Origin of the sequence: Frankia gtarii, assembly GCF_025403375.1 — a bacterium.
In the GTDB taxonomy this organism is placed as follows: domain Bacteria; phylum Actinomycetota; class Actinomycetes; order Frankiales; family Frankiaceae; genus Frankia; species Frankia gtarii.
The window spans coordinates 18138-40997 of record NZ_JAMPTM010000009.1; the positions used below are offsets into that span (position 1 = coordinate 18138).

Consider the following 22860-nt stretch of genomic DNA (forward strand, 5'->3'; position numbering starts at 1 on the left):
AGTCGAACAGTCGAATATCAGAACGCGGGGAGCGTGACGGCGCCCGCTCACCCAGGGGTGTCGAGCACGATCAGCGCATCGACGGCTCTGATCCCGTCCGCCGTCACCATCACCGGGTTCACGTCGACGGACATCACCTCGGGGCACTCCACGCTCAGCTGGCCGACGCCCAGCACCACCTGCGCCAGCTGCTCGCGGTACTCCTTCGGCAGCCCCCGGGTCGGGTGGTCGATGCGTCCCCCGGCGATCCGGTCGACCGCGGCGCGCGCCTGCGCGAGACCGAACGGTGCGCGCAGCAGGACCGGTTCGCCGATCAGCTCGATCAGGACGCCGCCCAGTCCGACCGCGACCATCGGCCCGAAGACCGGGTCCCGTTGCATGCCCACCGCGAGTTCCAGCCGCGACGAGACCATCTCCTGCACGAGAATGCTGTCGACCGTGACCGACGGCTGCTCCTCGCGGAAGCGCTCCGTGAGGAGGTCGAACGCCTCGAGTACCTCCCGCTCGCTGCGAAGGTTGAGCACCAGGCCGCCGGAGTCCGACTTGTGCGGCAGGTCGTAGGACATGACCTTCAGCACGACCCTCGATCCGATCTCCCGGAACGCCGCCACCGCCTCGTCGGCGCTCGAGCAGGTCCGCTCGCGGGAGACAGGTACGCCGTAGCGGGCCAGCACGTCCTTCGCCGTCGTCTCCAGCACGAACGGTCGGGATCGCGCCTCGTCGAGGGCCTGCCTGCTCCGCGCGGCCCGCTGCTCGTCGACGGTGAACCCGTCGTCGGGCATGACTCGGCGCGACGTCCGGGCGATCGCGGCCACCGCCTGGACCGCCCGGGTCGGGTCGGTGAAGCTCGGGATGTCCCGGCCCTGCATCAGCTCGGGGTTGACCGCGACGACGGGCACGAGCGGCTTGTCCTGAGAGTGGTAGACCTCGACGATGGCATCCGCCCTCGTGTCCCCGCCGTACCACCCGAGGACCACTCCGGCGTCGATGCTGTCGTCGCTGAGCAGCTCGCGCAGGATCGTCGCGTACACCTCACCGGTGATGAGACCGACGCCCGGCGTCGTGTCGATCGGGTTTCGCGCGCTGCCGAACGCCGGGATCACCGCGGCGATGCGCTCCTGGGTCCCGGCCGCCAGCTCCGGCACCTCGAGTCCGTGGTTGGCGGCGTCGCCGGCGAAGAGCACGCCGGCCCCGCCGGACTGCGTGACGATCCCGATCCGGTTGCCGCGCATGCGACGGCCGTCCTGCAGGGCGATCGCGTAGTCGAGCAGCGTGTCGATCGAGTCCGCCTCCAGCACGCCGTACTGCTCGCAGACGGCCCGGTACACCTCGGCCGATCCGACGATCGACGCGGTGTGGCTCAGCACCGCCCGGGCCACCGCCTCGGAGGTCCCGGGGCTCACACTGATGATCACCTTGCCGAGCTCGATCGCCCGTTTCGCCGCCCGGAGGAACGGGGCGGGATCGCGCACACCTTCGGAGAACATCGCGATCACCTGGAGCTCCGGCTGCTCGACGAAGTACTCGAGCACGTCGAAGAGGGTCACGTCGCACTGATTGCCGGTGCTGGCGAACATCCCGACCCCGACGCCGCGGTTGACCGCGCGGTTGAGGATGAACGCGCCGAAGCCACCGCTCTGGGAGACGATTCCCACCGGCCCGGGCTTGGGCCGCTGTTCGCCGGGAGGGATGGCGAAGGTGGCCATGATGTTGTCGTACTGGTTCATGTAGCCGACGCAGTTGGGCCCGACCACCGGGAAGCCGTGCTCCCGGGCCAGCGCGGCGATCCTCTCCTGGATCTGTGTTCCCTCCCCCCCGACCTCGCTGAATCCGGAGCTGATGAGGTACACGCCGCCGTGCCCGGCGGCGATGCTGTCCTCGATCACCGCCACGACGTGCGTGGCCGGCACGAGCACGACGATCAGGTCCGTCGGTTCGGGCAGGTCGCGCACGGAGGGATAGGCGCGATCCCCGAACACCTCGGGGCTGCGTGCGTTCACGGGGTACAGCCGGCCCTTGAAGTCCTGCTTCAGGTTCCCGTACACGCGCCCGCCCAGCGCCCCGGGCTTGTCCGTGGCCCCCACCACCGCGATCGACGCGGGGCGGAAGACCGCCTCCAGCGGCAGCGAGCCCATCAGCCGACCTTCTTCAGCTGCACGTTGTCCCGTGCCTTCGCGAGGAGACCGGGGATCACGCCGTCGAGCTCCTCGACCTCCCAGCGGGCGCCCTTGTCCTCGGCCGGTCCCCGCGCCCATGGCTCGGCCACCGAGACGGAGCCACCCGAAACGAGGAACACCCGGCCCGTGACGTCCTTCGCCGCCTCGCTCGCGAGCCACACCACCATGGGTGCGACGTTGTCGGGATCGAGCGGAATGAACTCCTTCGATCCGCTGTCCCGCAACGCCTTCGCCGCCGCCGCGACGGGGCGGTCCTCGGTCATTCTGGTGAGGCCGGTCGGCGCGATGGCGTTGACGCGCACGCCGTAGCGCGCGAGCTCCTGCGCCGCGATGATGGTCAACGACGCGATGCCCGCCTTGGCGGCGCCATAGTTGGACTGCCCGGGATTGCCGAACAGGCCGGAGCCGGAGGAGGTGTTGATCACCCGGGCGTCCGGGGCCGTGCCGCTCTTGGCGAGATCCTTCCAGTAAGCGGCGGAATGTCGGAGCGTGGCGAAGGTGCCCCGGAGGTGGACGCGGATGACGTCGTCCCACTCCTCGATGGACATGTTGGCGACCGTGCGGTCCCGCAGGATCCCGGCGTTGTTCACCAGGACGTCCAGCCGGCCGAACTCCGAGATGGCCGAATCGATCAGGTTCCGGGCGCCGTCCCAGTCGGAGATGTCGTCGGCGTTGGCGACGGCGGCGCCGCCCGCGGACCTGATCTCTTCGACGACGGCTTCGGCCACCTCGGAGCGACGACCCGTGCCGTCCCGGTCCGCGCCGTAGTCGTTGACCACCACGCGCGCACCGTGGCGGGCGAACTCCAGCGCCTCGCCGCGTCCGATCCCGCGACCGGCCCCGGTGACCACCACGACCTTGCCTTCGACCCTGCCGAGCATCCTCGCTCCTAACCACTTGGCCGCCCGGCCGTCGCCGGCGGTATGACGTACTCCGCCGTGAACGTGAGCGGGCGGATCTCAGGAAACTGAATCGGATTCAGGAAATTATCGACGTCACAAACCGAAGGTCAAGGGCTGGTGGTCGGGCAGATACCGAACTGCGGGCCAAACCGGGCTACAGTGCGGCCTGGTCTCCGAGGATCACGGTCGCCTGGGCCGAAAGCTGGCCTCCGTTGCCGTGCGCGACCGCGGTGTGTACATCTGATTGCTGCCGAACGCCGGCTTCACCCCGGATCTGACGGACCGCCTCGATGATCGTGAAGATCCCGTACATCCCCGGATGGCAGTACGACAGACCACCGCCGTTCGTGTTGACCGGCAGCTCGCCCCCCGGCGCGATCCGGCCGTCCGACACGAACGCGCCACCCTCGCCTTTCGCGCAGAAACCCAGGTCCTCGAGAAACATGATCGTGTTGATGGTGAAGGCGTCGTAGAGCTCGACGACGTCGATGTCGGCGGGCCGCAGACCGGCCATCGTGAACGCCCGCGCCGCCGAGTCCCTCGTCGCGCTGACCGTCAGATCAGGCATCTGGGAGATGGAACTGTGCCAGTGCGCCTCGCCCGCACCGAGCAGGTACACCGGTCGCTCGCGCAGGTCCCGGGCGCGCTCCGCCCGCACCATCACGGCCGCGCCACCCCCGTCGGTGGTCAGACAGCAGTCGAGCGAGGTGAACGGGGAGGAGAGCATCGGGCGGGCGAGGACATCCTCGACGGTCAGCGGCCCCCGCTTGAACGCCACCGGGTTGAGCCGGGCCCACGCCCGGGCCGCCACCGCCACCTCGGCGAGCTGCTCCCGCGTCGTGCCGTACTGGTACATGTGCCGGGCGGCGGCGAGCGCGTAGCCCGACATGGCACCGCGCGGCCGGTAGGCCCGCTCGTAGTTGGGTCCGTCGACCACCGGGGCGCTCGCCCGCCCCTGCCGGCTCGCGGAGCGCGACGTCGACCCGTACACGATGAGCGCCACATCGCACGCGCCGGCGATCAGGGCCTGGGCGGCATGGTGCAGGTACGACACGAACGAACTGCCACCGATCATGGTGCTGTCGGTGTATCGAGGTCGGATGCCCAGGTACTCCCCGATGTCGACCGAGGGCAGCACATGTCGGGAGAGCACACCGAACAGGCCGTCCACGTCGTTCTTGCCCAACCCGGCATCGTCGAGGGCACGCACGGCGGCCTGGGCCGCCAGCTCGATCGAGTACCGGCCCGCGCCCACCTCGCCCAGGTCCGATTCGGCCACGCCGACAACCGCGGTCCCACCGCGCAGGCCGCCGTGACTCATGTGGCCGCCCGCGGGGCGAAGACCAGCCGGGTGTCGGCGCCGTCCGAGGTCTCGAACCGGCAGACGACGCGTAACCCGATCGGCACCTCCTCGGCCGGCACGTCGACGACGCTGCTCATCATCCGGAACCCCTCGTCGAGTTCGACGATGCACACCGAGTACGCGGGACCGCCGGTGGACGCCACCGCCGTGTTCGAGTAGACGGTCCCCTGTCCAGCGCTGCGCTGGAAGGCCAGGTCCACGCTGCCGCACACGTTGCAGGCCACCCGGGGGTAGAACACGGCCGCGGCGCACTTCCCGCAGCGCTGGTACAGCAGCGAGCCCGCGGCCAGGCCGTCCAGGAAGGCCTGATACGGCCGCAGGTTCTGATCGAGGATCTCGACGTCGCTCACTCAACGCCCCCGGAAGGCCGGGGATCGCCGCTCGACGAAGGCAGCCGTCGCCTCGCGATGGTCCTCGCTCACCATCGTCGCGCCCTCGAGCAGCAGAGACGTGTCCAACAACAGATTCGCCCGTTCGCGCAGCACCTTGTTCACGGATGTCTTGGTCCACCGGGTGGCGAGCGCGGGGCCGTTCGCGAGCCGGTCCGCGACCTTGTGAGCCGCGTCGTCGAGCTCGTCGTCCGGGAACGACTTGACGACCAGGCCCAGCTCGGCCGCCTTCTTCCCGGTGATCCGCTCACCGGTCAGCAGGTAGTACTTGGCCGTGTTGACCGGCAGAAGCAACGGCCAGATGATCGCTCCGCCGTCGCCCGCGACCAGCCCGATGTCCACGTGCGTGTCGGCGAACACCGCCTCGTCGGCGGCGAACACGATGTCGCAGAACAACGCGATCGTGGCGCCCAGGCCCAGCGCGTATCCGCGCACCGAGCACACGATGGGCTGTTCGACCTCGAGCAGGTTGGTCACCAGGCGCTTGGCCTTGCCGAGCAGCTTCCCGACCCGCATCGCGTCGCTGATCGCCTCGCCGCCGCCGTCCGCGGCGGCCGCCATCCCCTTGACGTCTCCCCCGGAGCTGAAGGCCCGCCGCCCGGCGCCCGTGAGCAGAATGGCGCCCACGCTGGCATCGTCACGGACCGTGTAGAAGAAATCCTCCAGTTCCTCGTGCATGCCGTCGCCGACCGCGTTCAGCGAATCGGGCCGATTGAGCGTCACGGCGAGGAGGCGCCCCTGCTGCTCGACACTCAGGGTGCGATAGTCATATCTGTCAGTCATGTCGTCCTTCTACATCTCTTGCGGGACGGTCACCCTCGGGAGCGCCGCCGTCGGGAGCGCCGCCGTCGGGACCGCCACGAATGCGGGAAACGACCGCCGCGCGCGCTTCCTCGCGGCCGGGCGCGGCGATCGCGGCGAGCTGGCTCTCGACCTCGGACTCGAGCTGCTCGGGCAGGGTTGCCGTCAGCGAACGCTGGAGCAGCGCCTTGGTGAGCGCCAGGGCCTCTCCCGGCACCGCGGCCAGCAGCAGCGCCCGCTCGCGGGCGACCGGGAGCAGGCGCGATGGTTCGACGATCTCGGAGACCAGGCCCCATTCCTGGGCGGCCGACGCGTCCAGGTGCCGACCGGTGGCGAACCACTCGAACGCGCGGGACGCCCCGACCAGGCGGGGCACGAAGTAGGAGGCACCGGCGTCGGGCGTCACCCCGACCGAGGCGAACGCCGGCACGAACCGGGCCTCGGTCGAGGCGATGCGGATGTCCGCTGCGCAGGCCAGTGCCAGCCCCGCCCCGGCCGCCACCCCGTTGACGGCCGCGATCACGGGCTTGCGCAGGCTCGCCAGCGCCAGGACATGCGGATTGAAGCGCACCCGCAGGCCGGTCGGTCGCTTCGTCTTCGGCCGGTCGGCGCGCAGATCGGCCCCGGCGCAGAAGCCGCGACCCGCACCGGTGATGATCACTGCCCGGATGTCGGGATCTGCCGCCTCCGACCAGGCCGCGGCAAGCGCCTCGACCAGGGCGGAATCCAGGGCGTTCAGCCGCTGCGGGCGGTTGAGGATGACGGTGAGGACCCCATCGGAGCGGTCGAGCTCCAGCACGGAGCCGGGTTGGCCGGTCATGCCCGGGGCATCCGCAGGACCCGCTGGGCCAGGATGTTCTTCTGGATCTGCGAGCTACCGCCGTACACACTCACCGGCCGCGACGAGAGATAGGCCGACAGCCGCTGGGGCGCCCGGCCGAGCCAGACATCGGGGCCGAGGAGCTCGATCGCGAGATGCTGGATCGACTGCTCGGCGTCGGCCCAGAGCAGCTTCGCTATCGATCCCTCCTCACCCGCGAGCTGTCCCGACACCCGCAGCGAGAGCTGCTCGAGGACGGTCAGACGCAGCGCCTCACCCTTGATGTACGCCGTGGCCAGCGCGGGGCGCACCGCGGGATCGGCCAGTCGGCCGCGTTCGGCGGCCAGCTCCTCGAGTCGCCGCAGGGTCGCCTGGTACTTCGGGACGAATCCGGTGTCCCCCGGCCCGCGCTCGTAGGCGAGTGTCGTCATGGCGATGGACCATCCCCCGCCACGGTGGCCGAGCATGTTCTCCCGCGGGATCCGGACGTTGTCGAAGAAGACCTCGCTGGTCTCCGGCTCGCCGTTGGCGAGGTAGATCGGCCGGGCCTCGATGCCGGGCACGTTCATGGGCGTCAGCAGGCAGGAGATGCCCTTGTGTTTGGGCTTGTCCGGGTCGGTCCGGACCAGCAGCAGGCACCAGTCAGCGGCGTGCGCGCCGCTGGTCCACATCTTCTGGCCGTTGACCACCCACTCGTCACCCTCGAGAACCGCTCGGGTGCGCAGCCCCGCGATATCCGAGCCGGCCTCCGGCTCGCTGAAGCCCTGGCACCACACCGCGTCGCCGGTCAGCAGCATCGGCAGGAACCGCTTCTTCTGCTCCTCGGTGCCGTGCGTCCACATCGCGCGGCCGAGGAAGTTCACGTTGCCGGGCAGCGGTGGGGCATCGGCGCGGGCGGTCTCCTCCCCCAGGATGGCGTCGAAGATCGGGCTCAGCCCGCGACCGCCGTACTCGACCGGCCACGACATCGCGACATAGCCCGCCTTGTGCAGGGTGCGGTGCCACTGCTTGCGGAACTCGGTCCGCCCCGCCGGGTCCTCGATGACGTCACGCCAGCCCGGGGGGATGTTCTGCCCGAACCAGGCACGCAGCTCGGCGCGGAACGCCGCCTCCTGCGCCGTGTCTCGGTAGTCCACGAATCACCGACCCCCTAACCGGGCATGGGAAATCTCCGCGAGCTGATGTCGCTCATCGCCGAGCACCTGGGCGGAAAGCATCGCCCGGCGGAGGTAGACGTGGGCGAGGTGCTCCCAGGTCTGGCCGATCCCGCCATAGACCTGCATGACCGTCTCCAGGACGTCCCGGGCGGCCGCGGAAGCGTATGCCTTGCCGGTCCGGGCGGCGAGAAGTGCTTCGGGCACGGCGAGCTCGTCGACGCCCCAGGCCGCGTACTTCACCGTGCTCGCCGCGCCCTCGACGCGCACCAGTGCCTCGGCGCACATGTGCTGCACCGCCTGGAACGAACCGACGGGGACACCGAACTGCACCCGGTCCTTCGAGTAGTCGACGGCCCCGGCGAGCGCGCCGCGCATGGCCCCGACGATGTCGGCGGACGCGGCCGTCAGGGCGAGGGCCAACCACCGGTCGACACCGTCCTGGTCGAGCGGGTACTCCTCGAGGCGCTCGCCGACGGCGATGCCGGCGACCGTGCGGGTCAGATCGGCGGCCTCGAGCGGCTCCACCTCGGTCACGCCATACCGGGCAAGCGTCCACCCGGCCGCGGCGGGCACCAGCCCGAGCGCGAACCCGGCGTCCGCGCAGTCCCACCCGAATCCGCCCTCGTCGGGACGCGCGGCGAACGTGCCGAGATCGGCCGACAGCAGGACACTGGCCCGGGTCGACCCGTCCGCCAGCGGCCCCACCACTCTCGCCGGCGCGCCGGCGAGGGCGAGCAGCTCGACGGGCAGGATCGCCGCCCCCAGATACGGCAGGGGCACGAGCCGGCTCCCCAGCTCCTCTGCCGCGATCATGACCTCGACCCCGGACGCCGCCGGTGCACCGGTCGCCCCGCGCAACCGGAGCCCGGGCACGCCGATGGCGCTCAGCTCGGCCCATCCGCGCCCACGGTCGGCGCCGGCCAGATCGGCGCTGGACAGGCCCATCTCCGCGGCGGCGCCACGGACGACGTCGCGGAGCATGCGCTGTTCGTCGGTCAGCAGCGCAAGCACATCGGGCCTCCTCTCAGGTGCCACGGACGGTTGCGGGTTCGAGCCGGCATCCCGCCGGAAACTGAACCAGATTCAGCCAGTCTTGCCCGACCGGGCCGGCAGCGTCAACACACCGGACCGACGGCCTCAGCCGGCCGCACCGACGGCGTCACCGGCCGGGCGCGGACCGCGAGTCAGGCCGCGCGAAGCTCGAGGGCGGCCCGCTCGAAAAGCCGCCGAGCGGCGGCGTGCAGCTCCAGGCCGACCTGTGCGTCCGCGAGCCCCGCGGCCGCCCGGGCGTGCGTTCCCTCGAGAATCGCGCCCAGCCGGAAACAGGCGAGCACCTTGTACCAGGCGAGCGCGGTGAGGTCACGTCGCGTCCGGCGGCGATACGCCTCGACGAGCGTGGCCTCCGGGCCCACCCGCGTGCCGGCAGCCACCGACCCGAACCGGCCGACCACCGAACCGCCGTCGGGACCAGGCCAGGTCACCAGCAACTGCCCGAGGTCGACCAACGGATCCCCGACGGTGCTCAGCTCCCAGTCGATGAGCGCGGCGACGGCCGGCCGGTCGCGCCGGAACATCACATTGCCCAGATGCATGTCCCCGTGCAGTATTCCCGGAGCCTGCGCGGCCGGAACGTTCCCGCGAAGCCACCGCGCGATCCCGTCCAGGTGCGGCAGGTCGGTGCCCGGGTAGTTCCGCAGGTCCCGGTAGGACTCGATCTGGTGGAGCCATCGATCGACCTGGCGGTCCAGGAACCCGGCCGCCCGCGCGGTGTCGAGCCCCACCGAGGCAGGCTCGACGTTGCCGAGCCGAGCGACGGCGTCGGCCACCGCCGGTCCCAGGCCCGACGCGAACGCGGCCGACGGCGGCGGCCTGCCGTCGGTGACGTTCCATCCGTCGACCGTCTCCATGGCGTAGAAGGCACTGCCGAACACCGAGGCGTCGCTCTCGAGCGCGAGCAGGCCGGGATGAGGGACGTCGGTCCCGCGCAGTGCCGAGAGGACACGTGCTTCCCGCCGCATGGTGGCGTTGCCGCGCTCACCGCTGCCGCGGGGCGGAAAGCGCAGCACCAGCGTGTCACCGCCGCGCACCACCTCGATCAGGGTGTTCTGGCTGCCGCCGCCGAGCGTGCGCAGGCCGGTGATCGGCCCGGAACCCAACCCGACGCGATCGAACCAGGGCTCGAGCGCCGCGGCGTCGAGCGTCGAGGCATCCCACAGCGCCGCGGCGGCCTCGCCCGTCCCGGTCACAGGGTCAGGCCCCCGTCGACGAGGAGCATCTGCCCCGTGATGTACGACGCCATGGAGGAGGCGAGGAACACGGCGGCGTCTCCCATCTCGTCCGGCCGACCCCAGCGGGCCAGCGGAATGCGCTCGAGGGTCTCCTCGTAGGCCAACGGACGCTCCCGCGTCACCGTCGTCAGTTTGGTCTCGACGAATCCGGGCGCGATCCCGTTCACCCGCATGCCGTCGCGGGCCCACGCCCGGGCCAACGAGCTCACCAACATCCGCAGGCCACCCTTGCTCGCACCGTAGGCCGGCTGCCCCGGGGTGGCGACGAAACTGGAGGTGGAACCCACCGCGACGACGCTGCCGCGGCGGGCGGCCAGGGCGCGGTGCAGCGCGGTGCAACACGCCATCGTCCCGCCCAGATTGACCTCGATGACGTGACGGAACGTCTCCATCTGATATTCACGCCGGCTGTAGGCGACGGTCCCCTGGCTGCAGACCAGCACGTCGAGCGCGTCGATCTCGCCGGCGAACGAGGCAACCGCCTCGTCGTCGGTCACATCGAGCCGCCGGTAACGGAACGGGACGAGGTCCTCGGCGTGCTTGTAGTCCTCCGGGCTCACGCCCGTCCCCGTGACCGTGACCGTGGCTCCCAGCCCGGCGAAACGACGGGCGATGCCCAGCCCGATCCCACTCGATCCGCCGATGACGACCACGGACGAGGCGCCGAAGTCCAGCGGCCCGCCATCGGCGAGGGGCCGAGCCGGCATCACATCACGCTCCCGTCGATCTTGCCATTGATGATCTCGTCCCAGCTCAGTCCGAGCTCGAGGAGCACCTCGTCGGTGTGCTCGCCGTGCCGGGGAGCCCGCTCGAGCTCGGGCGAGCGGTTGTCGAACTGCAGCGGACTGGCGACGAGCGGCAGCTCGTGGCCGTCCGCGTCGTGGACGGTCCGCACGTAACCGTTGGCCACGACCTGCGGATCATCAAGCACCTCCGCGGGAGTCTGCACGACAGCCCACGGCCCCCGCACCGTACGCAGCCGCTCGACCCATTCGGCCAGTGAACGACGGGCGAACGCGTCATCCAGACACGCGACACAGGCGGCCGAGTTCTCGCCGCGCGCCGCGGAGTCCGCGAACCGGGAATCGTCGATCAACTCGGGGGCGTCGAGATGCTGGCACAGGTCCGCCCAGTACCGGTCGCTCTCGAGCATGGAGAGCTTCACGTACCGCCGGTCCTTCGTGGCGTAGGCCAACGACAGCGGGTTGCGGTTCTCCGCCCGAGGCACCGGCCGCAGATCCGCGCCGCCGAGGACTCCAGACCCGGAGATCGAGGAGCCCAGCGCCCACAGGCCGGCGCCCAGCAGACTCATGTCCACCTCCACGGACCCGCCGGACCTGGACCGCTGGAACAGGGCGGTGCCGATCCCGCCGGCCAGCGCCAGGCCCGCCTGCAGATCCCCGAGCGCCGGCGTCGCCTGGAGGGACTCCTCGAGTGTGTCGGGCGTCAGCGAATGGGCCAGGCCGCTGCGTGCCCAGTACGAGGTCCCGTCGAAACCCGGAGCGTCGGCCTCCGGGCCGGTCGGCCCCTGGCCCGAGCCCCGCGCGTACACCACGTCGGGCCGATGTTGGCGGATGTCCTCGACATCGATCTTCAGTCGGGCGCGCGCGGAGGGCAGGAAGTTGGTGAGGAAGACATCGCAGCTCGCCGCCAGGCGGTAGAGGATCTCCCGCCCGCCGGGCGTCGAGATGTCGAGGCCGATGCTGCGTTTGCCCCGGTTCGGCGTCTCCGCCATGAACCGCACGGGGGTCGCGGCGTGCCTGCCGTAGGTCAGCGCTCGCTGCGGATCTCCCCGCCCCGGGTGCTCCACCTTGATGACCTGCGCGCCCCAGTCCGCCAGCACCGCCCCCGCGGCCGGGACGAAGGTCCAGCTCGCCACCTCGAGGACCCGGATGCCCGCCATCACCGTCATGGCCGTGCGCCTGGTCGGGCATCGGCCGACGATCCGCCGCCGGTCGACCCGAATCCCGCCCTGATGTCGTCGAGGACCGCGATCGCGGTGTGCAGGCTCGCCAATTCCTCCTCGGTGTGGTTCGCCAGCTGGGCCACCAGCCAGTCGGTCCGCCGCGAGCGGGCCACCTTCAGATGGGCCCGCCCGCTACGGGTGATCTTCAATCGGCAGATCCGGCCATCGTCGGGGTCGCCCAGCCGGACGACGTAGCCCAGTTCCTCAAGGCGGCTGACGACCGCGGACGCGGTCGGGCGAGCGACCTGCTCCAGCGATGCAAGTTCGCTGATGGTGATGGGCTCGTATTTTTCGATCATCGAGAGCGCCGTGCTCTGCGTGATGCTGAGCTGATCGCTGCCCAGCTGCCGAAGCACCCGGGCGGCCCGCAGCACGCTCAGTCCGAGCTGGCTCGCCAGCTCGCGCCGGACTTCCTGCGCGACGTCACTCGTTGGCCCATGTTCTCTCCTGTCGCTCACCGCGACCACGCTAACAACACCCGCCGTCAGGTAGTCGCGAGACTGAGGTCCGGCATGATGAGCTCGGCGTTCGTCCTGAAGAACTTCTTCAGGACATCGTCGCCGAGCCCCTCGAGCCGCTTGCCGAAGACATCCACCGGGCTCTGTCCGCCCTCGATGTGCGGGTAGTCGCTGGAGAATGCGTACACCTCGGCGAGGCGCGGCCACCGCTCGAGGTAGACGTCGACGGGCTCGATGAAGAAGGGTGTCACCCGGACATGGTCGACGACGTAGTCGATCGGGCGTCGCGGCAGTGACTTCTTGGTCGTGGGGTAGTAGTCCCAGACCATCTCCATCCGCTCGACCAGCGGACCGAGCCACTGCGCCCCGCACTCGATGATCCCCATCCGCAGGCCCGGGTGACGCTCGAAGACGCCGCCGATGACCATGGAGGCCAGGTAGTTCTCGACCACGAAGTTCTGGGTCGACTGGAAGAACGCGCTCTGCGGAAGGACGGAGTTGCGCTGGCGGCGGAACAGGGGCTGATCCCACCACGCCGGTTCGGTGAAGCGATCGGTGTTGAGGTGCAGCACCAGTGGGATGTCGTACTTCTCGAAGATGTCCCAGAACGGGTCGAGCTTCTCGTTCGCCGGGGAGGTACCACCCGGCGGGACGGTCGCCGGCACCCAGATCGCGCCGGCGTGCTGCGAGCCGAGACGCTCCGCCTGCGCCATCATGTGGCCGAAGTCCCAGGTGGGCACGATGGACACGTGCCGCTGCCGTCCAGCCAGCGAGTTCAGGCGCAACGCCCATTCGTTGTGGGCATTGATCGCCTCCAGCCCCAGGGCACGGTGGTCGAACGGCTCATGGGCGAAGTACTCGCCGTAGAACTCGTCGCTCAGCGAGGCCAGCAGCAGGCCGATGAAGCCGAACGAGGGGAAGACGAGCTGGCGGTCCACGCCCATCGCGTCGAGTACCCCGACACGCCGGTCCATGTCGATCGCGCCCGGGGAGTCCGGACCCTTGACCTCCCAGATGGTCTCCGGGTCGATCGGGGCCACATCACCGGTGATGTCGGGCCGGCTCAGATCGTTCTTGTGCGGTTCGGAGTCGAAGCGCCTGCGGGTGTCGTAGACCTCCATCATCCGCTGGCCGACCTCCCCGAACACCACTGGGAAGAAGTGGGTCGGCATGAACTCGTGTGAATCGAGGTCGAATGCCCCGTCGAAGTTCACTGCGTTCTCCCTCTCGATGTGGCCGTCACTCCAGCACGTCAGGCTGGGTGGCGACGATGAGCTGTAATGGAGTCTGGAATCCGAACCAGCCCGAGCGGTCGGTCCCGCTCGCCTGCGCGGTGTGCCGCGCCAGGTCCGCGGGCACGTCCTGGACCGGCCGCCCGGTGGACTCGGCGAGCATCTGCACCTGGGCGCAGGTCTGGAGACGGATCATCCAGAACGCCGCCGCGTCGATGCTCGAGCCGACCGTGAGCAGGCCGTGGTTGGCCAGGATCATGGCCTTGGCCGGGCCCAGTGTCTTCGCCATACGCTGACCGTCGACGGGCTCGAGGGCGGGCCCGTCGAACTCGTCGTACACCGCGTGGTCCTCGAAGAAGGCACAGGAGTCCTGCGTGATCGGGCGCAGCGGGCCCGCCAGCGCGGAGAAGGCCATGCCCGAGACCCCGTGCAGGTGCACAGAGGCGACGACGTCCGGCCGAGCCCGGTGTATACCGGCGTGGATGGCGAAGGCGGCCCGGTTCACGATTCCGTCGCCCTCGGCGAGGGCTCCCTCGCTGTCGACGAGGAGCAGATCGCTCGTCCTGATCAGTTCGAAGGGACGCCCGAACGGGTTCGTCCAGAACCAGTCCGGCTGCGCCGGGTCGCGTACCGCCGCGTGCCCGCCGTAACCGGTGTTGTAGCCACGCAGGGCGAAGGCCCGGAAGGCGATCGCGAGATGCTGCTTGCGGTAGAGACGCTCCTCGTCGACGTTGTCGAAGACGGGCTCCTCCGACATGACCAGCAGCTCACCCCGGCCGCTCATGACGCCCCCGTGAGAACCCGCTCCACCCGGTACAGCTTCGCGGCGTTGGTCCGCAGGACCTTGCGCCGCTGCTCCGCGGTGAGGCCGCTGGTCAGCTGCTGGGCGCTCGCGACCGAGTGCGGAAACGTGCTGTCGTTGTGCGGGTAGTCGGTCTCGAACAGGAGGTTGTCCTCACCGATCTGATAGATGTCGTGCTTGCCCACCTGGTCCGCCAGGTGCAGCGCCGCCGGGTCGTTGAACACGCACGCGTAGACGTGCTCGCGGACGTAGTGGCTGGGCCGCTCCGGCAGGGTCTGGAGACCGAGCAGCGGGGCATGGCGGTCCCAGAGCTGGTCCAGCCGGCTCAGCAGGAACGGGATCCAGCCCGCCTGCCCCTCGGAGAACGCCGTCTTCAGCTGGGGGAACCGGGTGAACGCGCCGCTCACGAGCCAGTCCGAAAGCGAGAACGCGGAGTTCTGGAAGTGGTTCGCGATGTGGACCGCCAGCGGGGCGTCCTCCGAGGAGGTGTGGGTCTGCGAGCTGGACCCGATGTGCAGGTTGATCACTGTCTGGGTCTCCTCGCAGGCCGCGAAGAACGGGTCCCAGTAACCGCTGTACATCGACGGCAGCCCGAGGCGCGCCGGGATCTCGGAGAAGGCCACCGAGGTGAGCCCCTTCGCGGACACCCGGCGAATCTCGGCGGCGGCGAGGGTCGCATCCCACAGGGGGATGATCGCCGCGCCAAGCAGCCGGCCGTCCGACGTCCCGCACCACTCGTCAGCGAGCCAGTCGTTGTAGGCCTGCACGCTCAGCAGGGCCAGCTCCCGGTCCTCGCCGGCCAGGAACCGCTGACCGCAGAACCGTACGAACGCGTTCGGGAAGCACACGCTCGCCTCGACGCCGTCGGCGTCCATGTCCCGCAGCCGGTCGGCGACCCCGTAGCAGCCGGGACGCATCTCGTCGAAGGTCATCGGATCGTCTTCGAGGTCGTCGGGCTCGAAGGACACGGCGGCGAAGCCCCGGGGCACCGGCACCCGCACCGACTCGTAGTACCAGACGTCGGCCCACTTGTCCTCGTCGGGGTTGGACTTCTTGGGAATCCTTTCCCGCACCGTGCGCGGCCCGATCTCCCGATAACGGGCGGGCAGCCGCTGTGTCCACAGGTCGCCTGGTTCGACGACGTGGTCATCGACCGAGACAATCAGTGGAAATTCATCCGGATCGTCGACAGTCATGTGCACCTCGATCCTTCGCCTGCTCGATACCGAGCCAACCAGACAGGTTGGCCTTCCAACCATTCAGCGTGTGAAGGTACGACCGCCGTCGACCACCAGAGTCTGGCCGGAGATGAACCGTGAACCCGCACCCACCATGAAGACCATGAACGGCGCGAGATCGCGCTGCGTGTCGCCCATGCGGCCGTCGATGCACATCGAGGCCTTCCGCTCCTCGTCGTGCGCGGCCAGTTCTTCAGGGCTGCGGCGCGCCCGCGCCTCCTCGTACATCGGTGTCCACATCGCCGGGCAGATCGCGTTGACGGTGATTCCGTACTTTCCCCACTCGCGGGCCACCGAGCGCACGAAGGCCACCACGGCGCCCTTGCTGGCCGCGTAATGGGACTGTCTCGGATAACCGATCAGGCCGGCGCCCGAGGCAAAGTCAAGAATCCGTCCGCCGGACGCCTTCAGGTGTCGCACCGCTGCCTGGTTCGTGAACAGGGTTCCCTTGACGTTGACATCGAAGACGCGGTCCCACTGTTCCTCGGTCAGGTCCTCGGTGTCGATCTGATGGGTGATCCCGGCCACATGGACCAGGGCATCGAGCCCACCGAGGAGGCGGACCGCCTCGTCGATCGCCGCATTGACCTCGGCCCGGCTCGCGACGTCGCACACGAGGAACTCCGCGGTACCCGGGCCGGCCTTGTTCGCCGCGGCCGCGATCTGGCGGCCGGCGTCGGCCAGCACGTCCAGGGAGACCACCGCGGCGCCCTCGTGCACGAAGGCGGCGACCAGTTCCTCACCGATCCCCCGCGCGCCACCCGTGACGACGATGCGTTTTCCGGCCAGTTCCATGGCTGCCTGCTTCCTGTCCGCGCCAACCACCGTCAGCGCCCGGTGTCAGCGGGGACGAGCGGCATGACGTCCGCGGCGAACTGTTCGATCGCGTGCAACGTGGCGGCATGTGTCGCCTCGTTGAGGTCGAACCGGATGACGATGTCCCGCACGCCCAGCTTCCGGTAAAGATCGATCTGCTCCGCGCACTCCTGCGGGCTGCCGACAATGAAGGGCAGGTCGACCGCATCGCCCGTCTCCTCGAGGCTCCTGACAATGCGGGCGAGCGACGGCTGCTCGAATCCCAGGGAGAGGTAGCTACTGAGGGTCCGGATCCAGCCGGGGCCGGACCGTGCGAGCGCGGCCTTGCGGGAGTCCGCCACCGTCACCTCGCGGCGGATCGACACGATGGGCTCCGTGGTTCCCGCCCGCTGGGCATTGTCGAGGTAGGTCGTCACGAGCTGCTCGACGTCGCTGGGCGGCAGGTAGCCGGTGACGTACAGGCCGTCGGCGATCCGGCCCGCGCGGGCCGCGCCCTTCACCGCACCGGTGCCGATCATGATCGGTACCGGGATCTCACCGACCGTCCCGGGAGCCAGCGCGACGGCGTTCAGCGGATAGAACCCGCCCTCGGTCGACACGGTCTCGCCCCGCAGCAGTCGGCGACTGGTACCGATCAGTTCGATCACTCGCTTGAGCCGGTCGGTGGGTCGCTGGCCGAACATCGCGAACTCCGCGTCCCGATAGCCCAGCCCGATCGCGGCCCTGAAGTTGTCACCGGTGATGGCGGCCAGGGTGGCCGCCTCCTCGGCGAACGTCACCGGGTTGTAGAAGGGCCCCAACAGGACGCCGGTCTGAAAGACCATGCCCGGGGCCTCACCCGCCAGGCGGGCGAGCAACGGCATGGGCTGCGGCAGCATGCCGTCGAGCGGCGCGTAGTGCTGACCAGCCGAGACGATGTGGTACCCGGCGTCGCGGGCGACCCGGACCATCTCCACCCGCTCGCGAATCATCGAGGCCTGCGTGGCCCCCTCGCGCTGACCCGAGGCGACGAGCGAAACTCCGAAACGCATCGTCGTCACCGGTCCCGACGCGGGAACCGGTACAGCTCCCGGGCGTTCAGTTCGACGATGCGCGCGGTCTCCTCGTCCGACACTTCACGGAACATCTCCGCCACTATCTTGCGACTGTTGGGCCAGAACGAGTCGGAGTGCGGATAGTCGCCCTCCCACGTCATGTTTCCGACGCCGATCGCATGGCGTTGGTCGACACCGGCCTGATCGGCGATGAAGCAGCCCCAGACATGCTTGGTGAACAGGTCCGACGGGCGGACCGTCCGGTCGATGTTCTGGTAGTAGCGGTGGCGTTCCCACGTGGTGTCCGCGCGTTCCAGGGCCCACGGGATCCACCCGACGCCGCCCTCGGAAAGCGCCACCCGCAGGGTCGGGTGCCGGTGGAAGACCGGGGAGAACAGCAGGTCGATCAGCGCCGCCATCGAGTTCGTGCCCATCAGGGTGGTACTCACCACCAGGGGAGCGTCGTCCGCGGTGCGGGTCACCTGGCCCGAGGTGCCGAAGTGCATGCACAGGGCCAGGTCGGCCGCCTCGATCGCCGAGAACAGCCGATCCCAGTGGGACGAGTGGAACGACGGCAGGCCGAGCTTCGCCGGGTTCTCCGGAAACGACACCGCTCGGATGCCCCGGTCGGCCAGCCGCTCGATCTCCGCCACCGACTGCTCGACGTCCCACTGCGGAACGATGATCATCGGGATGAACCGGTCCGGGTAGGGACCGCACCACTCCTCAAGCACGAAGTCGTTCCATGCCTGGGCGCACAGCAACGCCAGGACCTTGTCCTCGACCTGGTTGAACATGGTGCCGGCGAAACGCGGGAAGGAGGGGAAGAGCAGCTGGGCCTGCACGCCGTCGGCGTCCATGTCGGCGACGCGCGCGGCGGGCTCGTAGCACCCCGGACGCATGTCCTCGTACCGGGACGGCTCGGTACCGATCTCCTCCGAGGGCTTGCCCGCGACGGCGTTGAGCCCAAGCTGGCCGTAGACCCGGCCCTCGAGCTTCCAGACCTGGGCGCCCTTGGGGACCCGCTGGCCGAAGCCGTACTGGTCGAACTCCTCCCCCGTCGCCTCAATGACCTGAGGACCGTCCTCGAGGTAGCGCCTCGGCAACCGCTTCTGCCAGATGTCGGGGGTCTCGATGAGGTGGTCGTCAACCGAGATCAGCTGCATGTCATCGGTGAGTGGCATCGGCGGTCCCTTCTCGCGCGTTTGCCTGCTGGCCGGTGGTGGCGCCGGCCCGGTGCGCTCGCGCGCTCACGGCGCGACCACCGGAAGTACCAGCGAGGACGGTCGTTGCGGCCCGGAGAGGATGCGTTGACGGGCCACGACGCTGTGCGGCGCGTCGAGGCTGCGCCGACCGGTGTTGGGATTGGGGTCGTACCGGGGGAAGTTGCTGCTGGAGACGTCCAGGCGGATCCGATGGCCCGGCAGGAATGCCTGGGAGGTGGCGCCGAGGTTGATCCGGACGCGCCGGACATCGGCCGCGCCGGGCGACGCATCGGGGGCGAGCCGGCGGATGCCGTCGCACACCGAGATGGCCCGACCGTCGGGATGGACGTCGACCAGGCGCGCCGTGAAGTCGGTCGAGACCGCCGTGGTGCTCACCCAGAGCTCGACGGCGACGTCCCCGGTGACCTCGAGTGGCTCGCTCAGTTCGGCGCTGGTGTAGACCGCCACGTCCGGCCGCTGCTCGATGGCCCGCTGGTCAACCGGCCCGTGGGGGGCGATCGTGGCGAGCAGCAGGTGTGCACCGCCCATGGTGGGCACGGGATACCGGGGGTCGTAGTCGAACTCGTCCACCCCGGCCTGCGACGGCGACTCCCACCCGAGCCGGCCGTCCTCCCCCGACGACGCGGCATTCCCGTCGCTGGCCAGGAACATCCTGCGCTCGACCGCGCGCGCCAACGGCCAGGCCGCCTCGTCGCGCCAGACGTTGGTCCCCATCACGAAGATCTTCACGGGGCTCTGTCCCGGGCCGTCGCCACCCGCGGGACCGGCGTCGTCGAGGTGCTGGCGGAACCAGCGCAGCTGCAGCTGGTCGATGTTCCTGGCCGCGGCCAGCCCGAAGGACACCTCACCCACGGTCGTCGCCTCGTATCCGCGCTGGCCGAAGTGATGCCACGGGCCGATGACGAGCTGCTGGTCACGCCGCGCCCGCTCGGAGCCGGCGCCGTTGACCAGGCCGAGGTAGTTGCGCAGCGCGCCGTCCTTCATGGCGTCGAACCAGCTGGTGACGTGCAGCCCGGCGGCGGTGGTTCGGGGGTAGTTGCGCTCGAGGGAGAGCCGGTCCCAGTACTCGTCGCGCTGGTCGTGCGCCAGCCAGTCATAGAACCAGGGCGTCAGCCGCCTCAGCGCGCCGTTCTCGCCACCGAAGCGGGCGGCGAGCGGGAACGAGACCGGGACGGAGCCGAGACCTTCCAGAGTCTGCTTGTAGCTGGCCCGGATGCGCCTGGTCTCGTCGGAGTACTCGAGACGGGCCATCGTCGCGCTGCCGATCGCGGCGAGACTCACCGAGACCAGGGAACCGAGCTCCAGCGCCCCGCCCCAGTAACTGCGTCCCTCGTAGTAGTCCGAGCTCGCCTGCAACGCGGCGAACGCCGACAGCGCCGGCGGTCCGGCGGTCGCCGCCTGCAGCGCGGTGGCGGCCATGTACGAGCTTCCGAAAGAGCCGACCCGGCCGGTCGACCAGGGCTGGGAGGCCGCCCACTGGACGGTGTCGTAGCCGTCTTCGCTTTCGTCGAACGGCCGGTAGCCACCGCCCGATCCACCCCGTCCCCGCACGTCCTGCACCACCACGGCAAAACCGTTCTCGGCGGCGAACACAGGGTTGAGAAGAACAAAGTTGTCCGGATACGGAGACCGCCCGTAAGGCGTCCGGTTTACCAGCGTCGGCCATCGTCCTTCAGCTCGCCGATAAACATCGGCGGTGAGCACGGTGCCATCGCGCATCGGCACCTCTACGTCACGTTCGATGATTATCGGGTCCTTACTCATCGCTGGCCCGCGAAACTCGGACAGCCAGCGGTCGGACCGGCGTGGCGTAAGAACTCCACCATCACACCTGCTGCCCTTCCAACGCACTCAATGTGGCAGACGTTATCGTCCGACGAGAACACAGTCAAGATAGGTCAGGAACCAAACTATCTGGGGACGGACCGGAGATCACCGCGGGCAGCGGACTCCACTGCACCAGGGTGACCTGATCGCGCACCTGCTGGAAGGTCGCCCGCATCGGCTGCCCCATCGCCAGGTCCGGCGCACCGTCGAGGTACCCGATCAGCCTGGCTCCCGGTGCGGCGTCGAGCTCCACCAGCACGATGGTGTAGGGCGGCGGGAACGCCGGATGGAGGGCAGCCCGCACCACCGTCCAGGACGCCAGCGTGCCCACCGGCTCGATCTCCCGCCAGCCGCTGCGCGTGGACCGGCAGCGGTGGCACATCACCTTGGGCAGGTGCAGCACCGTGCCACAGTCGAGGCAGGCGCGCAGGGCCAGGCGGTTGTGTGCCGCCGCCTGCCAGAACCCGCCGGTGTCGAGATCGGTGGTGACCGGCACCGGCGCGTCCGGGTGGGCCGTCATCACGCCGCTCGCAGCAGCAGCGCGCTGGTCGCGGCGGGAATCCCGGAGGTCACCAGGCAGGTCCGCGCCCCGGTCACCTGAGAGGTCGAGGTGCCGCGGATCTGGCGGACCCCTTCGAGCACGTGGCTCATGCCGTGGAGGTAGCCCTCGGAGAGATTCCCGCCCGCCGTGTTGAAGGGCAGTGAACCATCGAGGTCCAGTGCGCCACTCGACGCGAAGGGGCCGCCCTCGCCCTTCGCGCAGAATCCGTAGTCCTCGAGCTGGAGCAGCACAGTGATCGTGAAACAGTCGTAGAGCTGAGCCACGTCGATGTCGGCGGGGCCGAGCCCGCCCCGTTGATAAAGCAGCTCGGCGACGGCGGCCGAGGGCTGCGTCAGGAGCTCGTCGCGCATGAGCGCCGTCAGGAACGTGCCCGCCTGGGGTCGCGGTCCACTCCCCTGGGCCACGGCGCGTACGAGCGCCGGCGGATTCGGGCCGTCGAGGGCCCGCTCGGTCGAGGTGACGACGACGGCGCACGCGCCGTCGGTCTCCAGGCAGAAATCGAACAGCCGCAACGGCTCGCTGATCATCCGTGCACCCTCGTAGTCCGCCTCGGTGAGCGGCCGGGCGCACATCTGCGCCGCCGGATTCGCGTTGGCCCGCCGACGGGCCACGAGCGCGATGGCGCGCAGATCCTCGGCGGCGGTGCCGAACTCCGCCATATGCCTGCGCGCGAGCAACGCGAACATCTGACCGGGAGCGATGAGCCCATACGGCAGAAAAAACTCCTCATAGCCGCCGTTGCCGCCGACGGGCCGGCTGGCCGCCCGTTGCACCGCGCTCCCTCGGCCCAGCCGCAGCCCCGAGCGACCATTGAGGGCCCGGAAGACGACGATGTTGGTAGCGAGGCCGGCGGCGACGGCGGCGACTGCCTGGCCGACCATGCCGCACGGCGCCGCGCCGCCGATGCCGCTCGTACCCCAGTACCGGAGGTTCGGCAGGCCCAACCCGTGGGCCAGATCACCGGGCTGCACCGAGTCGTAGTCGGCCCGGACGACACCGTCGATGTCCTCCACCGCCAGACCGGCGTCGGCGATGGCGGCAAGCGATGCCTCGCAGGCCAGCGTGAGGGGGGTCCGCCCGGAGTCACGGGAGAAGTCCGTGGCTCCAACACCGGAGATCGCGTACTGGTCGCGCAACGACCACCCGCCGCTCACTACAGATCCAGTCTGCCGGGCTCGTCCACGGACTCCAGGACACCCACCAGGCCGTGCACCACCCGAACGGCCCGCTCGATCAGCTCGGCGGCGGCCTCCTGGTCGGCACAGGCCGCCACCGCCCCGCAGAGCGCTCCGATACTTGCCAGCATGGCCACCAGCACCGCCTCCGTGAGGTAGGGATCGGCCGACTCGAGAAGGCGGCGGTTACGCCGCATCCATCGCTGGTTCGCCAGGGACCGCTCGTCGTTGAACCCCGGGGGTGTGTCGTTCACGTGCGCCATCCGCACGACGAGGCGCGCCTCCCACGCCCCTGCCAGGTACGTCCGCACCGACAGCACCAGCAGCTGCGACCGTTCGGTGACGCCGTCGTCCTGCGCGACTCGCAGCGCCGTCCTGATCTTCCGCTCCTGGTCGTGCTGGTACTCGTTCCAGATGGCGAAGAACAGGCCTTCCTTGTTCTTGAAGTGGTAATAGATCAGGCCGACGCTCGCGCCGGCCGTGACCGCGACCTCGGCGATCGAGGTCTTCGCGTAGCCGATCGACGCGAACGCCTCGGTCGCGGCCGCCATGATCGAGCGTCGGGCGGCGACCGCCCGCAGCTGACGATCCGACCCGGAACCACGCGGCGCCCGGTCCGGGTGCTCG

General features: G+C 69.8%; 22 protein-coding genes. All 22 read right to left on the reverse strand.

The features are described from left to right. Positions 1-47: 47 nt before the first annotated feature. On the reverse strand, positions 48-2135 hold the full coding sequence (locus NBZ83_RS03070; RefSeq protein WP_261566533.1) for an acetate--CoA ligase family protein: 2088 nt from the start codon (positions 2133-2135) through the stop codon (positions 48-50). Next, a complete protein-coding gene (locus tag NBZ83_RS03075; RefSeq protein WP_261566534.1) occupies positions 2135-3058 on the reverse strand; it encodes an SDR family oxidoreductase in 924 nt (307 codons plus the stop codon). Before NBZ83_RS03075 ends, NBZ83_RS03070 begins: the two co-directional genes overlap by 1 nt. 175 nt (positions 3059-3233) lie before the next feature. Further along, a complete protein-coding gene (locus NBZ83_RS03080; protein ID WP_261566535.1) occupies positions 3234-4400 on the reverse strand; it encodes an acetyl-CoA acetyltransferase in 1167 nt (388 codons plus the stop codon). Further along, entirely contained in the window at positions 4397-4792 is a 396-nt protein-coding gene (locus NBZ83_RS03085; RefSeq protein WP_261566536.1) for a Zn-ribbon domain-containing OB-fold protein, read from the reverse strand. Before NBZ83_RS03085 ends, NBZ83_RS03080 begins: the two co-directional genes overlap by 4 nt. Beyond that, positions 4793-5614, reverse strand: coding sequence for an enoyl-CoA hydratase/isomerase family protein (locus tag NBZ83_RS03090; RefSeq protein WP_261566537.1), 822 nt, complete (start codon positions 5612-5614; stop codon positions 4793-4795). Then, positions 5607-6452 carry an enoyl-CoA hydratase/isomerase family protein gene (locus NBZ83_RS03095; protein ID WP_261566538.1) on the reverse strand — a complete coding sequence of 282 codons (846 nt, stop codon included), beginning with the start codon at positions 6450-6452 and terminating at the stop codon, positions 5607-5609. The genes NBZ83_RS03090 and NBZ83_RS03095 overlap by 8 nt, the downstream gene beginning before the upstream one ends. Next, entirely contained in the window at positions 6449-7588 is a 1140-nt protein-coding gene (locus NBZ83_RS03100) for an acyl-CoA dehydrogenase family protein (protein ID WP_261566539.1), read from the reverse strand. Before NBZ83_RS03100 ends, NBZ83_RS03095 begins: the two co-directional genes overlap by 4 nt. Before the next feature lie 3 nt (positions 7589-7591). Then, positions 7592-8620: an acyl-CoA dehydrogenase family protein gene (locus NBZ83_RS03105; protein WP_261566540.1), complete on the reverse strand. Its 1029-nt coding sequence runs from the start codon at positions 8618-8620 to the stop codon at positions 7592-7594. A gap of 173 nt (positions 8621-8793) precedes the next feature. After that, the gene (locus NBZ83_RS03110) at positions 8794-9855 is read right to left on the reverse strand and encodes a phosphotransferase family protein (protein WP_261566541.1); all 1062 of its coding nucleotides are present in this window, start codon (positions 9853-9855) and stop codon (positions 8794-8796) included. Then, positions 9852-10604 (reverse strand): SDR family NAD(P)-dependent oxidoreductase, encoded by a 753-nt coding sequence (locus NBZ83_RS03115; protein ID WP_261574275.1) that lies wholly within the window; start codon positions 10602-10604, stop codon positions 9852-9854. Before NBZ83_RS03115 ends, NBZ83_RS03110 begins: the two co-directional genes overlap by 4 nt. Then, positions 10604-11809, reverse strand: coding sequence for a CaiB/BaiF CoA transferase family protein (locus NBZ83_RS03120; RefSeq protein ID WP_261574276.1), 1206 nt, complete (start codon positions 11807-11809; stop codon positions 10604-10606). The genes NBZ83_RS03115 and NBZ83_RS03120 overlap by 1 nt, the downstream gene beginning before the upstream one ends. Further along, positions 11806-12321: a MarR family winged helix-turn-helix transcriptional regulator gene (locus NBZ83_RS03125; protein ID WP_261574277.1), complete on the reverse strand. Its 516-nt coding sequence runs from the start codon at positions 12319-12321 to the stop codon at positions 11806-11808. The genes NBZ83_RS03120 and NBZ83_RS03125 overlap by 4 nt, the downstream gene beginning before the upstream one ends. Before the next feature lie 26 nt (positions 12322-12347). Next, a complete protein-coding gene (locus NBZ83_RS33230) occupies positions 12348-13535 on the reverse strand; it encodes an amidohydrolase family protein (protein ID WP_261566545.1) in 1188 nt (395 codons plus the stop codon). Between the two features lie 25 nt (positions 13536-13560). Further along, complete coding sequence (locus NBZ83_RS03135) at positions 13561-14337, reverse strand: class II aldolase/adducin family protein (RefSeq protein ID WP_261566546.1); 777 nt, start codon at positions 14335-14337, stop codon at positions 13561-13563. Continuing rightward, complete coding sequence (locus NBZ83_RS03140; protein ID WP_261566547.1) at positions 14334-15551, reverse strand: amidohydrolase family protein; 1218 nt, start codon at positions 15549-15551, stop codon at positions 14334-14336. Before NBZ83_RS03140 ends, NBZ83_RS03135 begins: the two co-directional genes overlap by 4 nt. Before the next feature lie 63 nt (positions 15552-15614). Then, complete coding sequence (locus tag NBZ83_RS03145; RefSeq protein ID WP_261566548.1) at positions 15615-16388, reverse strand: SDR family NAD(P)-dependent oxidoreductase; 774 nt, start codon at positions 16386-16388, stop codon at positions 15615-15617. Between the two features lie 32 nt (positions 16389-16420). Then, positions 16421-17440 (reverse strand): LLM class flavin-dependent oxidoreductase, encoded by a 1020-nt coding sequence (locus NBZ83_RS03150; RefSeq protein WP_261574278.1) that lies wholly within the window; start codon positions 17438-17440, stop codon positions 16421-16423. A gap of 5 nt (positions 17441-17445) precedes the next feature. Beyond that, positions 17446-18627 (reverse strand): amidohydrolase family protein, encoded by a 1182-nt coding sequence (locus tag NBZ83_RS03155; RefSeq protein ID WP_261566550.1) that lies wholly within the window; start codon positions 18625-18627, stop codon positions 17446-17448. Between the two features lie 66 nt (positions 18628-18693). Further along, entirely contained in the window at positions 18694-20433 is a 1740-nt protein-coding gene (locus tag NBZ83_RS03160; RefSeq protein ID WP_308203756.1) for a CocE/NonD family hydrolase, read from the reverse strand. Between the two features lie 124 nt (positions 20434-20557). Next, positions 20558-21016, reverse strand: a complete 459-nt coding sequence (locus tag NBZ83_RS03165; RefSeq protein ID WP_261566552.1) for a Zn-ribbon domain-containing OB-fold protein — start codon at positions 21014-21016, stop codon at positions 20558-20560. Beyond that, entirely contained in the window at positions 21016-22212 is a 1197-nt protein-coding gene (locus tag NBZ83_RS03170) for a thiolase C-terminal domain-containing protein (protein WP_261566553.1), read from the reverse strand. Before NBZ83_RS03170 ends, NBZ83_RS03165 begins: the two co-directional genes overlap by 1 nt. After that, positions 22212-22784, reverse strand: coding sequence for a TetR/AcrR family transcriptional regulator (locus NBZ83_RS03175; protein ID WP_261574279.1), 573 nt, complete (start codon positions 22782-22784; stop codon positions 22212-22214). The genes NBZ83_RS03170 and NBZ83_RS03175 overlap by 1 nt, the downstream gene beginning before the upstream one ends. Between the last annotated feature and the right edge of the window lie 76 nt (positions 22785-22860).